Source organism: Pseudomonas sp. EU05-FHT14B02 (assembly GCF_058791055.1).
In genome coordinates this window covers 31,892-45,608 of sequence record NZ_JBYTDD010000038.1, presented here as the reverse complement: position 1 = coordinate 45,608, position 13,717 = coordinate 31,892, and the positions used below count along the sequence as shown (strand labels likewise).

The window sequence follows — 13,717 nt, the reverse complement described above, 5'->3', positions numbered from 1 at the left end:
GTTCGTTCCAGTGCACTGCCGAATTCGCCCCGCACTGCCTCATGCGGGATGTTGGTTTTTTACAAACCTGGGTAGCCCCTGCAGCTGTGCATCAATCTGCTTGATGATGTAGGCGCCTATGGGAATTGCAGAGGTAGCCGCCGGCGATGGTGCATTGCAGACGTTGACGCTACGGCGGGTATTGCGGAACAGGAAGTCCTCGATCAACTTGCCGTCCGCTGAAACCGCTTGGGCGCGGACGCCGGCCGGGTAAGGCTTGAGATCCTGCAGCGTTAAGCTGGGGCAGTACTTGCGTACTTGCTGTAGATAACCACGCTTGAACAGCGAGTTTTTCATCTCGATCAGGCCGGGCCGCAGATTGTCCTTGAGCACTTTAAGAATGCCCGGATTGGTGAGCATTGCGAACGTGTCGGACAAAGATATGTCACGCTTGCGATAGCCCTCACGCTTGAGTGCCAGCACAGCATTGGGACCGACTGTCACACTGCCGTCGATCATTCGCGTCAGGTGCACGCCGAGGAACGGCATGGAGGGATCGGGAATCGGGTAGATCAGGTGATTGACGATCCGGTTGTGCTGCTCAGGCAGCAAATAGTATTCGCCACGGAACGGGCAAATGCTAAAGCCAGGATCTAAGCCCAGTAGACATACAATGCGGTCGGCCATCAGACCCGAGCAGGTCACCAAAAAGCGTGCAATGACTTCTTCATGCTGGGTTTTAACCCGCATCTCCGTGGCGCGCTCTTCCAGGCCGATGACTTCGCTGTCGTAGCGAATCTCGCCACCGTGCCTCTGGAACTCGCGAGCCATGGCAGCGGTGACCTCGGCATAGTTAACGATACCACTGGAGGGCACGAAGATCCCGCCGATTCCGGTGATGTTCGGTTCGCGTTCCTTCAGTTGCTCCGCAGACAGCCACTCGCGCTCCAGACCATTGGCTGCAGTGCGCTCCCAAAGCGCGCGCATGCGCTGCATTTCCACCTCATTGGTGGCGACCAGCAACTTACCGCACTCATCGTAGATAATGCCGTGCTCGTTACAGAACGATTTGGTAGCACGGTTGCCTTCCAGGCAGAACTTCGCCTTCAAGCTACCCGGCGTGTAGTAGACGCCGGCGTGGATGACCCCGCTATTGTGCCCCGTCTGATGCTTAGCTGGCCCGGACTCTTTCTCGAGCAACAAGATTTTCGACTCTGGGTAGGCCTTGATTAATTGCATGGCAGTCGACATGCCGATAATGCCGCCCCCGATGATCACAAAATCGTACACCGCTATCACCTCTACTCGATCTGTTTTGCCCCGTGGACAAACGACAAGGGCTAAACCGCGCAGCCCCTGTTCAATTAATGGCAATTATTGGCCTTGCTGATGGCCGAGTTTGGGGTAACTGAAGTAACCGCGCTGGCGCATCAGTTCACGGCGCAGCCCAGGGTGAGGGGTGAAACGATCGCGGCCATGCAGCCAATACAGGTTATTAATCAGCAGGAAGCAGCCAACTGGCACCGGCACGGAAAGCTTCTGTTTACTGCCCTCCAGGGAGATAGACAGGTCGGTCAGCCAGTTGCCCTCGTCGAAGTCTTTGGGCTGAACAAATTGATCGATATAGCGAATAGTCGGCCGCCCTTCGGCGTCGACATCAAAGATCGAATGGAACACGTCCGTATCGACCCTTTTACTCGGCGGCGCGGTCCAGCGCATGACGCGCCGTGCTAGCGGATGATGGAAGAAAGCATGGCGATCCTCCCAGTCGTCCAGATGCAGGATCAGCGAGTTGCCACCTTCGATATTCTGCTCATCGATCTTCATCATCAGCACGTAGTCGGTGATCTGATCGACGAAAGTACCATCGTTGTGCAACTCCATTACCCGGTGAGGTTGGCGCAGGTAGCTGTCCGAATTATCGACGTTCTCGACCACGAAGCGTGCGTAGAACTGGCCGCTCATCGCATCAAAGTTCGACCGCCCCAGCAGGTGGGCCACAGCAGTCGAGAATTTGACCATATCATCAGCTTGTGCCACATCATTCAGGGCCTCCTGCTTGATTAACAGCCCTCCGGTGGCACGATCCATTAGGGCGTTGAGTAGCACCGGGCGCAGGCTGTTACCGCAGAGATCGTCAAGAATTTTGGCGAAGCGAAATCGCAAGAAGGACTTGTATTCCAGCGCCTGCACCGGCCACTCGGCCACTGCTACACAGAAAGCCTCTATCGTCGCCTTAGTGAAGGTCAGCTCGAACAAACGGGGCGACTGAGCGGAGGGTGAAAGAGAAAACCCCTTAACGGCGGTCGGTAGCGGCATCACAAGATCTTTGAGCTGGGTAAAGGCATTCATGGCAGAGTCCTGACGAAAAAATTGTCTGTACGCCGCCCCGAGATTTACCAGAACAGCCGGACTAAAAATATAGCTATTTTATAAAAATGTCTACGCTTTTATAAAATAGCGACACTCGGCAACTGCATCTCCACTTAGTAAATATTTCTGCAGTTGCGTATGATGGATAAAACCCGTTGAGGAGCATGGTTTATGGATACGCTCGCCCCCCGCCAAAACTCAGCAGTCAGCGGCTATGAGTGGCTCAAGCGGGACATAATTCAGGGCATGTTCAAGCCCGGAGAAAAACTGCGAATGACTGCGCTTAAGGAGCGCTACGACCTAGGCGTAGGCCCTCTGCGTGAAGCGCTATCGCATCTGATTGCGGAAAATCTGGTAGTAGCTATCAGTCAGCGTGGCTACCGCGTCGCTCCTATGTCGCTGAGCGAAATGCAGGACATCTATGACGCACGGGCCAATCTCGAAGCGCTGGTACTTAAGCTCGCCATCGAACGCGGCGATGACGCCTGGGAGGCCCAGGTGTTGGCCTATTCGCATACATTGGCCAAGGTAATGGAGGTCAAGACCCAGGAGCAGATGCTGGAAATATGGGATGCCCGACACAAGGCCTTCCATACAGCTATAGCCTCCGGCTGTGGGTCTAGACACCTGCTGCAGGCGCGCGCCTATCTGTTCGATCAGGCCGAGCGCTATCGCCAGCTGTGGCTGCGGCGCACGGTGCTATCCGAGGAGGCCTTGTCCCTGAAACGTCAAGAGCACAGCGAACTGGTAGAAGCTATCCTTGCCCGTGACGCAACGCGAGCAAGCGCCATGATGCAGGCTCATCTGATGACACCAGTACCGATCATCGAAGGGATCATGCGCAACAGCAACCTGAGAGCATCCCAGTCCGCCCCTGAAATCATGGGATAGTTACCGTGTCTCGCCCTTAGAGGGGGTGCCTGCGGAATTTCAGCATGTTTTTTGCAGGACAGACCTGAAGCAATTACTACCCAACACCATAGCTTTGCACCTAGCATGGTTCCGTCTTACGCTTGTGAAGCCTGCGCCGCTCTCAGCCCGCTCGCGTGAACCTAAAACAATAAGCTTGGCTTGATCAGCAACACCAGCTACGCATGAGTTTGCCAATGCAGACGACAAAGGCTTACCCAAGTTAGCGCCCGTATGGAATATCAGACGCCGATATATAACTGGTACTCCCGCAACGGTGAAAAGGCGTGGAGCCTTTATGGGGAGCTACGCCGAGTGACTTCTAATCCCCCAGAGCACATTGACAATAAAGTAACCGGCTACGGCTTTAACGAAACGGCTCGGGCTTCACTGGCAGTACAACTAAAGTGCTGGCGAAAATGCCGGGAAAATTGTGCCTGATCACTGAACCCCCAACGATATGCCAGCTCACCGATTGATAGGTGGCAGTGGGGATCACGTAGGCGTTGATATACAGCCTCCAATCGTTTCAGGCGAATCCATTCACCGAGACTGTAGGGCGTACTGAAAAATAATTTATGCAAATAGCGAACCGATAAGCCGCAGGCCTGAGCAATATGCTGCGGGTTTAGTTCAGCTGAACACAAGTTTCGGTCGATGTAGTGCTCGATACGCTGCAAATGCAGGGCAGCTAGACTCGAACTCTCACTATTAAGGACGCGCTCATCTTGGCGCAGAGCCATTAACAACGTCGAAAGCACCTGTTCCAGCAGCATATGACGGGCATCCGCATCGCATTCGTCGAAGCGCGCGGCACACATCGCCAGTTGATCAACAAAAATTCGTCCCAATCCACGCCGAGCCTCGAAACAGAAACGGGTGTAGCGCTCGGCTCCACGTATCTGTCCATGTAGCGCGCGCTCAGGCAGCTTGAATACCCAAAGGTCGTTGTCGCAGGAGTAGTGAAAACGATAAGGCGCATCGCCTCGCTCGAAGATGAACCCACCTGGCTTACAATGGAGCTCACGACCGTCTTGCTCGAAGTGTACTTCGGTAAGGCGCGGCACTGTTACAAGGTAACAGGGTTCAGTATCTTCGCTAACCTGGCTCTCGCTGCGCGAATAGCCTAGCTGACTGGAGCGCAGGCGCGATAACGCCAACGGCGTACTGCCCGTTTTCCAAATTTTCAGGCTGCCTTGGAAAATGGCGCTGGAATTGAACTCCAACGACAATGGAAAATATGTATTGCCGATGGCTTCGGCCCAACGCGATTGCCTTTCTCCCTCAGGCCAATACCGCGTAGACAATTGATCTGTCATGAAAGGTCCTCAATTTGTAGTTATTATGAGGGCGGCACCAACGGTGAATGCCGTCGGTGCCGTTGTTACACAATCCTTTGTTAAAAATCCCTGACGGTCAATGACCGGGAGTCAGTTCATATGTGGCCGAGGGATCCAGACTGACCCGCCAGCCCGGTGGAACAACGATGTTTGTGGTCGCTTCCTCAATCACACAGGGACCTTGAATAATCTGCCCTACTTCTATGCGGTCGCCGTTGTACACAGGCGTGTCCTGCCAATCGTCTTGCGCATTGAACAGCATCGGACGATGACCAGCCGGAATCGCGGCCGTTGCCTTGAGCGGGGTTGCAAGTTCAGGCATTGGTGGACGCTGTAACCGCGCGATCACCGAGCACTCTAGATTAACTAGTTCGACCGGGCTGTTAGGCTCACTGAAGGAAAACAGCGCCTTGTGCCGCTGGTGGAAGGATTCGCGCAGGGCCGCCAGGCTGCTACGGTCGAGCCGGTCGCAGCTCAGTTCGACGCTGCACTCGTGGATCTGTCCGAGGTAACGAATCTCCAGGCTGTACTGGCATTCAATACGATTGTCACCACCGAAACCATCGTCTCGCAGGTTCGTCATACCACGCTCGCGTAACTGCTGCAGGGCCTGGTTTAGTTGCTCCAAATCGACGAACTCGTCATCCAAACGCATCGGCAAAGTAGTCAGCTGATCATAGCGGATGTCAGAGAGAATCTGGCCGAAGGCGCACAGCCCCGAAGCCACCTTGGGAATCAGCACAACCTTGCTGCCGATTTCCTCAGCTAGTCGCATCACGTGCATGCCCGCTGCACCACCGGCACCGATCAGGGCGAAGTCACGGGGATCATAACCACGCTCAATGGACACGCGGCGGATACCACTAACCATGCTCAGGTTAACCAGGGTAATGATACCGACGGCCGCGCGCTCGACACTGATACCCAGCGGTTCGGCAATTTTACTGCGGATCGCATCGATCGCGGCTTGTCGATTTAGACGGATGCTGCCACCGAGCAGTGCACCATCAGCCAGAAAACCGAGCGCCAGGTTAGCATCGGTTACAGTCGGCTCGACCCCACCCTTTCCATAACACACAGGCCCGGGGTTAGCCCCGGCACTGCGTGGACCGACCTGGAGCATGCCGAAGTCGTCAAGGTGGGCGATCGAGCCACCGCCGGCGCCAAGGGTTTCCACCTGAATCATTGGCACGCCGATACGGTAACGGAGGAAGTCGCTGTCTTTGCTGAAGTTGGTGCGACCGCCTTTGCTAAGAGTGATGTCGAACGAGGTACCACCCATATCGACGGTGATTACGTTGTCGATACCGAATGGCTGGGCCACGCACAAGCCGGCTTGCGGGGCAGATGCCGGACCGGAGTTGATCGCGTTGACCGCCCGCTCACGCATTACCACGCCAGGAGCCAGACCTCCGTTGGACTGGAAATAGCGGGTAGGCTGCTGCGCGCCCAGCTCCTCGAACAGCGCGTCGATGCGTTCGATATAACGACCCATCACTGGGCTAAGGTAGGCGTTGACCACGGTTGTCGAGGTGCGTGTGTATTCGCGAATCTGCGGGAACACCTCGTGGCCGCTGCAGACAAATACGTCAGGTAAAGCCGCACGCACCATAGCCATAGCGCGCTGCTCGTGACTAGGGTTGCGCACCGACCAGACGAAGGAGATCGCCACCGCCTGCACCTGTTGTTCGCGGAAGTAGTCGATGGCGGCATGAATCGCCGCCTCGTCTAGCGGGCTGAACTCGCTGCCGTCACTGATAATACGCCCGCCGATTGGACGGCGCAGGTGGCGCGGCACTAACATATGCGCCGGTGGATAAGTGGCGTCATAGCGATGGCCATCTTCTTTGTGGCCAAGGCGAATTTCCAGGCTGTCTTCATGGCCATCGGTACACAGCAGGCCCACCTTGACCCCGGTCTTTTCGATCAGTGCGTTGAGCGCCACAGTCGTCCCGTTGATGCACAGATCGCAGTCGGCAATGATCTCGGCTGGTGTACGGCCGAGGGCATCGGCGATTTGCGCCAGACCGTTGCGTATGGCCAGGGTGCCGTCATGTGGGGTGGACGGCGCCTTGAACAACTGCACGTTGCCCTGATGGTCGGCGAGGATGAAATCAGTGAAGGTGCCGCCGGCATCGATGCCCAGGCGATATTGTTGTTTGCTCATTTTCGAATTCTCTGCATTGCTCAAAGGGGCTGTGCTCAGTGCGCGGCTCGGTGTGCGTGGGTTGCGGCTTCATCGAGTTGGCCGTTGCCGTCAATCACTACGCCGTATTCAAGGCGCGCGCCGTCAATCGAGACCAAGCCGTTGCGCACATCGGCTAGAACCGTGGCCAGCGGACGACGTAGTGGGTCGCCATAGCCACCACCGCCCGGGTTGACGTTGATTACGCGCTCACCTGGTTGTGCGGTCAGCAGAGTGTTCTGGATGTAATGGTCTTCCTCACCGTCGACATGTCTATGGATCAAGCGGCCGAGCTTGGGCTCGAGCAGAACATTCTTCGCCCCTGCCGCACCGGCGGTAGGCAGCTGCCGGCCCTCACCGAAACCGACCACGGTCATGGCGTGCTTCAGCGGCTCGAGCTCCAGGCGAGTACCAGAGCCACCGCGGAATTCACCGGCGCCACCACTGTCGGTCATCAGGCTGTAGCGGTGTATCAGTACCGGATAGGAGTACTCAAGCAGTTCGATATCGCCGGACATCAGCGCGCCGAAGCAGCACAGCGGGCCGCAAGCAGGCCAACCATCCATAGCCTTGTTAGCGCCAGCGCCGGAGATGACCGAGGCCAGCACCATGGTCACATATTCATCGTTGTTGTTGCGTGGGTCGTGCCCAGCGATATTGATCCCGCTGGCATGCCCCCAGGAGGCGGTCACACGCTCCGGAGCCGCCTGTTCAAGGGCCAGACGCACGGCATCGGCGAGGGTTTCCATCGGAGTAGTGGTGCAGTTGACGTGCGGTGCCGGCTCCTGGGCGTTGCACAGAGTACCGGACGGGCCAAGGTCTACACTCACGCAGCGATAGAGGCCTTCATTGTAGGGCGGTGGCACCTGGGCGAACATCATCAGTCCGAGGTAAACCCCGGAGATCGAATTGCCCGCGTAGGAGTTGATGAAGTAAGGCACCTGCGGCGGGCTCTCTATCAGAACGTGCGCCTCGTCGCCGCGAATTTCCACCTGGGCAGTGATCGACAATTCTCCCAGACCATGACCGGAGTCTTCGAGAATGGCAGTGCCGCTGTAGAAACCGTCTGGCACATCACGCAACAATGCGCGCATATGACGGTCTGCCATATCTTTCAGCTCGGTAATGCACGCTCGGACCTGGTCGACGCCATAGCGATCGAGCAACTCGATCAGGTGACGCTCGCCCACGCTGCAAGCACCGTACTGGGCATTCAGATCGCCTTCTTGATAGGCGCGGGCGCGCATGTTGGTCAGCAGCAGGTTGATTACGTCTTCCCGGCGCTGGCCCTGGGCCCACAACTTGACAGGCGGGATGCGCAGGCCCTCTGCGTAGATTTCTTTTGCGTCCGGGTTGTAGCCGGCCGGTACCGGGCCGCCAATATCGGTCAGGTGGCCCTTGCAGACCGTCCAGAACACCAGCTCGCCCTTATAGAACACCGGTTTGTACATGCAGCAGTCGAGGATATGACTGCCCATGTAGGCTGGATCGTTATGATAAATAACATCGCCCTCGGCAATCTCATCACCGAAGAAGCCAGCAACGCATTTCATCGCTGGGATAAGCGAACCGAGATGAATAGGAATGTCCTGGCCTTGCAGGATCATTTCCGGGAGGTGATCGAAGAGTGCGTTGGAATAGTCGTGGGCGAGGTTGAACACGCTCGAGCGACTGGTCTTTTCCAGCGTCAGGGTCATTTCTCGCTGGGCTGTTTCGAGCGCACCGCGCACGACTGCCAGGGTGATCGGGTCTACTGTGTTCATGGGTCACCACAAATCTTGTTTTTGTCTGGGGAGGCGTGACGGATGTCTTGCCCACATCGCTAATCTACGCGCGGGCCTAGCGGCTGGCTTGTCTTCAAGCGCACCGTTTTTTGGCCTGAAGTGAACTGTTTCTACTGGTGCATCTACTCAAGATCTAATGCCGGGAGGCCGGAACGCTGCGATCGGGTAGGAGGCGGCCTCACGGCCGCCGTCCTCCCACACCACCGTGCGTACGGTTCCGTACACGGCGGTTCAGGCCATGCGGTTAAGCCGATTGATCGTATCCAGTATCGAGACCAGTCAAAGTCTGTCCCATAGCTTCTTCGGCAGCGCCTGATTCATATGCGGCGCTCCTGAGTTCCACCACGGGCCTCGGCCATTGAAGGCCGACTTGCAGGCACGCTCCTCGCTCAATCCCAGGCGCATCAGGTTGCGCGCCCTCGTAGAGGGCTGCTTCCATTGCCGCCAGATGACACAGCGAAGTTTGTGCCTGACCCAGCCATCCAGCTCTTCCAGTGGACGCTTGCTCTGGCTGAGCTTGAAGTAGCCTGCCCAGCCTCGCAGCACCGGGTTTACCCGCTCGATGACATTCGCCATCTTGTGGCCCCGCACCCCTCGCAGCAGTTCCCTGAGACGGTCGCGCACACGGCGCAGGCTCATGGTTGCCACTCGCAGTCTAGGCTGCGAGTGCCAACTCATCCCATACCCCAGGTAGTCGCATTTCCACGACCCAGCCACGCGACTCTTGTCCCGATTCAGTCTCAGTTTCAGACGGTGATTCAGGAACCGCTCGACACTGGCCAGCACTCGTTCGCCAGCACGCGGACTACGGACATAAATGTTCGCGTCATCGGCATAGCGCACGAAGCGATGGCCTCGCCGCTCCAACTCACGGTCGAGTTCATCGAGCAGGATGTTCGACAGCAGCGGCGAAAGCGGGCCGCCTTGCGGCGCCCCCTCCTGCCGATGGCTGACAACCCCGCCCGACATGACGCCCGCTTCGAGGTAACGGCGGATGAGTCTGAGCACCTGTTTGTCTTCGACATGGCGCTCAACACAGAACATCAGGATGTCGTGGTTGACCCGATCAAAGAACTTCTCCAGATCGAGTTCCACGCAACACCTATGACCCGCCGCCACATGGGTGCGGGCCATCTCGACAGCCTGGTGAGCGCTTCTGCCCGGACGGAAGCCGTAGCTATAGTCCGAGAACAGCGGATCGAAGATCGGCGTGAGCTGTTGCAGCAGGGCTTGCTGGATCAGGCGATCCACGACACTGGGAATGCCCAGTTGCCGCATACCGCCCTGCGGTTTGGGAATTTCGACCGCCCGCACTGCCTGGGGATGGTATTCACCTGCCAGCAGCCTGACCTTCAGGATGGGCCAATACTGTTTCACGTAGCCTGCCAAGTCGGCGACCGTCATGCCATCGGCACCCGGCGCCCCCTTGTTGCTGACCACGCGCTGATACGCACGCTTGAGATTGAGCGGCGCAAGCACCCGCTCCATCAGCGTGTCCGGCTCCGCGTTCATCCACGTCACCGACGCCGCCGATACCTCTGCGCTGTCAGGCGTCATCCTCGGCCTCTGGCCGGGACTCGGGGTGACAGTCTTCTCTTGGAGAAATTTCTGCATTTCGGTTATCGACGAGACGCTGACGCCTACTGGCGGCATGACCTGTTCGGCCCTTGATGGCGTGGTTGACCGCCACTTACTACGGCCTCGGCTGACTTCTGCACGCCCATCCCGTCGCCTCTCGACAATCGGTAGCACAATGGCAAGCGTACAGATCTCCCAGGGTAATTCGCGCGACCTTCCTGCTTATGCCTGTCGGATCTACGTCGCAGCGTTCCGTGCAAGTATCGGGCTTTGGCGATTATGGCCACCTCACCCCGCTGCGCCGCCTCATCCGCTTCCTGTTCGTCAGGCCAGCATTTTGTCTCGGGCTTCCTTCAGATTCGCAGTCGCCCGCGACACCCTTGCCTTCAGCTAACACTTCCCCTTGCCGGGTGTGTAGAGGACTTTCACCTCCAAGTCGCCAGGCTCACCACCACAGTGAACCCGACAGCGCCAGTCACGGCGCTACGCGCCATGCCTGGCGCACCATAAAAAAACGCCAGCACATGGCTGGCGAAAATAGGAGCGTGAGTGGTTGCTAGGGGCGCTTATTGCCTCAGAAGTAGTAACCGATATTGGTATACAACTGGTTTTCCCAGCGTTCGCTACCGCCGGCGCCCAGGCTCTGGGTGTAGCTACCGCCACCGATGTAGGGATCGTGCTTGCCGTGCAACCACTCGACGGCGATCCATAGGTCTTTCAGCGAGAAAGATGTGCCAAGGATGAAGCGCTGGGAATCCTCGAAGCTGGACTCATCCTTGTCGAACAGGCTGTAGTTACCGTAAACCTTGACACCAGAGAGCCACCCGAGTGAGCCAGGAATGTCATAGCTGAGGTCGGCTACATAGAGGTTACCCTTGGCGGCAACGTTAAAGGTGCCGTCGAAGCTGCCGAAGCTAACCAGCTTGTCTCTGCCGGGATTCTCCGGGCTCATGTCCTGGCGAGTGGCTTGCAGTTGCACGCCCCAGGGGCCATTCTTGCCCGAGTAGTGGACTGCTAGGGCATTTCGGCGGCCGCTATCACGACTGTCCTGGTTCTGCAGCGTCGAGGTCAATGCCGAGGCGCCGATCTCCGACTGCCAGCTCCCAAGCTTTAGGTTGCGGGCCAGACGCCCGACTAAGATGTCGCGCTCGTGGTTATCGCTGCCGTCGACGACGTAGTCATCTGCCGTAGCAACACTGGTTGCATAGGTCCGCCCGCCGCGGCTTGTACCTTGACCCTGATCAGCCGGGCTTAGGTAGTAAGCGAGTTGGAAGTTCCAGTCATCCTGCTGCTGGATGTATTTAACACCAAGGTTCGCAATGTCTTCCAGGCCGATCACGCTGCCCAAGGTCAAGAAGAAAGTGCTGCCGGCATAGGGCAGCAGGCCGAACGGAATCTTGTTTAGTCCCACCTGAATCTGACGCGACTCATCGAACTTGTAGCCGATCCATGCATATTCGGCGAAGGCGATGTCACCGATCTTGTCGGTATAGTCGAAAGGGTAAGCGTCGCCATAGAAACGGTATTTAGCCGCGCCGATCCAACTATCGGAGTTGTAGGTAGCGGTGAGAAAGGCAGTATCGAAACTCAGCTTCTCGATATCCCGGTCGGGGTCGTAGTCGATACGCGCACGCACGGCGCCGCCAATGTCCAAGTTGTCATTGATAGCCACCGCACCTGCGGGTAGCGCGAGCGATGCCAACAATGGAAGTAATATGAGAGTTGCTTGTGGGTGCAGGTTGATCATTTTCATGAATTGGCTCTTAGCATTGTTAGTCTTTTTTTCAGCTACGCAGCACTAAGCCGCTGCGGTGTTGCGGCTTAGTTTTGGATCGGGTTTGGTAGCTGCAGCAAGTTGCCGGAGCCGAATACATCGGCCCGGTGGGCGCCGATATTGGTTTCAGCTGCAGCTGGTGCGGACAAACCAGCTGCGTTTGGCGCTGTTGAGTAGCAGCCAGTAGCTGGCGAACGCGCAGACAAAGGTCACCGGCGCTGAGAAGGTCGCCAGCGTTGCTCCGCCGAAATTCAGCAGCACTATCCCCAGGCCAGCGGCAAAGAACCAGGCGATCAAGCCGCACGGGTTGAAGGCGTTGACTCGTTCGAGAGCGAATTCAATATTGCCCTCGAACAGCTGGGTATATTTCGGCGAGAAAATATGCGCCAAAGCGATCGCTACCCAAGCCACTACAAAGATGCTCTGGTATGCCAGGGCTTGCAGAATGTAGCTGAACACATTGAGCAACATCATTGTGTAGACCACGATGCCAACTACTACGGCCCATGCCATATAAGGCACAGCCGCCAAGCCAAAACGGCCGAAGAACGCATGCATGTTGCTAGCGGCCATGAAGAAATTTGCGGTATTGATACGGGTCTGGCTGACCCAAACGAACAACAACCCCCAGATACCCATCAGCTCGACAATGGCCAGCACCACCGAGACCTCAGACAGGCCGCCCTCTGTGGGAATGGTGGCGGCGAGAAAGATGCCGACCAGACCGTTAATAAGAAAGGTGAAGATATAGAATGGTAGGCCGAAGTTAAATTTAGCGTGGTAGCTGGCGTCCTGCTTACGACCGAAGCGTGCGTAGTCCCAGGTGTACATCATGAGAATCCACACTCCCATGAAATAGGTGAAACAGTCCCACCAGCCATTACTTACTGGCCCGCTCTCAGGCCCCATTTCCAACCAGGCAGAACTGTAGCCGTATTCACCGACGGCCATCGCTACTACGGCAATCAGACCAATCAGGTAGAGCGGCAGCAGCACGCCATTGAACTTATCCAGCCAGGTCTGCACGCTACCGAACACCAGTGGCACGCTGTATAGCACCACTATTAGGCAGGCTTGATTGAGCGTGATGTCGGACACGTAGTGTTGGATAGCAATGGCGATCACCGAGCCTTCAAACACGCTGTAGTAGATCGCCGTGGCGAAGAAAATCAGGGTGGCCAGTGCTGCGCCGGCGCGTCCGAATAGCACCCGGGAGAAGAGTGCGACCGATAATCCGGTCTTAATGGCGTAGCGGGCAATGACCCCGTTGATGGCCGCATAAGTTACGACCGACAAGAGTAAGCCGATTATGGCATTCATCGTACCAAAGCTCATTGCCAGGGTGGCGGACACCACCAGCCAAAACATAGCACTGCAGATGGCCCACCAAGCCATCGTCAGTGAGCCTTTGCTCATGCGGTGTTCTTCCGGAACCGCGACGGTGCTGTAGTCGATACTATCGACCTGTTTTTTGATGTTTCCGGCCATGGCTCTTCTCTTGTTTTTGTAATGAGTGGAGTCATGATCATAAGTACTTCAGGCGGGCGACCACTTGCTGCTGAGCGCACTCTCTTTTGTCATACCTGAAGCTTCTTGCTCTCTGGAAGATGGCCCACCCAGACGAAACTCCTCCAGCGGAAAGCGATGAGAAAATCTCTCAGGCTGTCCAAGTCAGAATAAAAGACCTCAATGACGCTATGGCTTACATCTCTTTCCGAGAGAGCGTTATTAGCGAGCGAGTCACCTAACAACACCTACACTCAGCGTGATAGCCAGACAGACAACATAGCGCTTA

Annotated in this window: 9 protein-coding genes; 1 reads left to right on the top strand and 8 read right to left on the bottom strand. The window is 56.8% G+C overall.

Features of this window, described 5'->3' with window-relative positions; translation table 11 throughout:
* Positions 1-39: 39 nt before the first annotated feature.
* A complete protein-coding gene (gene lhgO / locus AC3WTM_RS27070; RefSeq protein ID WP_023048104.1) occupies positions 40-1,269 on the bottom strand; it encodes an L-2-hydroxyglutarate oxidase in 1,230 nt (409 codons plus the stop codon).
* 84 nt (positions 1,270-1,353) lie between these two features.
* Entirely contained in the window at positions 1,354-2,331 is a 978-nt protein-coding gene (glaH, locus tag AC3WTM_RS27065; RefSeq protein WP_023628647.1) for a glutarate dioxygenase GlaH, read from the bottom strand.
* Positions 2,332-2,523: 192 nt separating this feature from the next.
* On the opposite strand from glaH, the gene csiR reads away from it, so the two are divergent.
* Positions 2,524-3,243, top strand: a complete 720-nt coding sequence (csiR, locus tag AC3WTM_RS27060) for a DNA-binding transcriptional regulator CsiR (protein ID WP_023048102.1) — start codon at positions 2,524-2,526, stop codon at positions 3,241-3,243.
* A gap of 377 nt (positions 3,244-3,620) precedes the next feature.
* Here csiR and AC3WTM_RS27055 read toward each other — a convergent pair whose 3' ends face one another.
* The 6 genes from AC3WTM_RS27055 to AC3WTM_RS27030 form a co-directional block, all read right to left on the bottom strand.
* The gene (locus tag AC3WTM_RS27055; protein WP_033902870.1) at positions 3,621-4,580 is read right to left on the bottom strand and encodes an AraC-like ligand-binding domain-containing protein; all 960 of its coding nucleotides are present in this window, start codon (positions 4,578-4,580) and stop codon (positions 3,621-3,623) included.
* Between the two features lie 97 nt (positions 4,581-4,677).
* Entirely contained in the window at positions 4,678-6,768 is a 2,091-nt protein-coding gene (gene capA / locus AC3WTM_RS27050) for a caprolactamase subunit alpha (protein WP_102670207.1), read from the bottom strand.
* A gap of 35 nt (positions 6,769-6,803) precedes the next feature.
* Complete coding sequence (capB, locus tag AC3WTM_RS27045) at positions 6,804-8,549, bottom strand: caprolactamase subunit beta (RefSeq protein WP_024075427.1); 1,746 nt, start codon at positions 8,547-8,549, stop codon at positions 6,804-6,806.
* Positions 8,550-8,849: 300 nt separating this feature from the next.
* Entirely contained in the window at positions 8,850-10,223 is a 1,374-nt protein-coding gene (gene ltrA / locus AC3WTM_RS27040) for a group II intron reverse transcriptase/maturase (protein WP_049950174.1), read from the bottom strand.
* 499 nt (positions 10,224-10,722) lie between these two features.
* Complete coding sequence (locus AC3WTM_RS27035) at positions 10,723-11,895, bottom strand: porin (protein WP_031637015.1); 1,173 nt, start codon at positions 11,893-11,895, stop codon at positions 10,723-10,725.
* A gap of 153 nt (positions 11,896-12,048) precedes the next feature.
* Entirely contained in the window at positions 12,049-13,410 is a 1,362-nt protein-coding gene (locus AC3WTM_RS27030) for a purine-cytosine permease family protein (protein ID WP_041025104.1), read from the bottom strand.
* Positions 13,411-13,717 lie beyond the last annotated feature (307 nt).

Excerpts from the sequence above, each read along its gene's own strand:
- csiR (WP_023048102.1), top strand. The coding sequence starts at position 2,524 with ATGGATACGCTCGCCCCCCGCCAAAACTCAGCAGTCAGCGGCTATGAG.
- capB (WP_024075427.1), bottom strand. The coding sequence starts at position 8,549 with ATGAACACAGTAGACCCGATCACCCTGGCAGTCGTGCGCGGTGCGCTC.
- glaH (WP_023628647.1), bottom strand. The coding sequence starts at position 2,331 with ATGAATGCCTTTACCCAGCTCAAAGATCTTGTGATGCCGCTACCGACC.
- AC3WTM_RS27035 (WP_031637015.1), bottom strand. The coding sequence starts at position 11,895 with ATGATCAACCTGCACCCACAAGCAACTCTCATATTACTTCCATTGTTG.
- AC3WTM_RS27030 (WP_041025104.1), bottom strand. The coding sequence starts at position 13,410 with ATGGCCGGAAACATCAAAAAACAGGTCGATAGTATCGACTACAGCACC.
- capA (WP_102670207.1), bottom strand. The coding sequence starts at position 6,768 with ATGAGCAAACAACAATATCGCCTGGGCATCGATGCCGGCGGCACCTTC.
- AC3WTM_RS27055 (WP_033902870.1), bottom strand. The coding sequence starts at position 4,580 with ATGACAGATCAATTGTCTACGCGGTATTGGCCTGAGGGAGAAAGGCAA.
- ltrA (WP_049950174.1), bottom strand. The coding sequence starts at position 10,223 with ATGCCGCCAGTAGGCGTCAGCGTCTCGTCGATAACCGAAATGCAGAAA.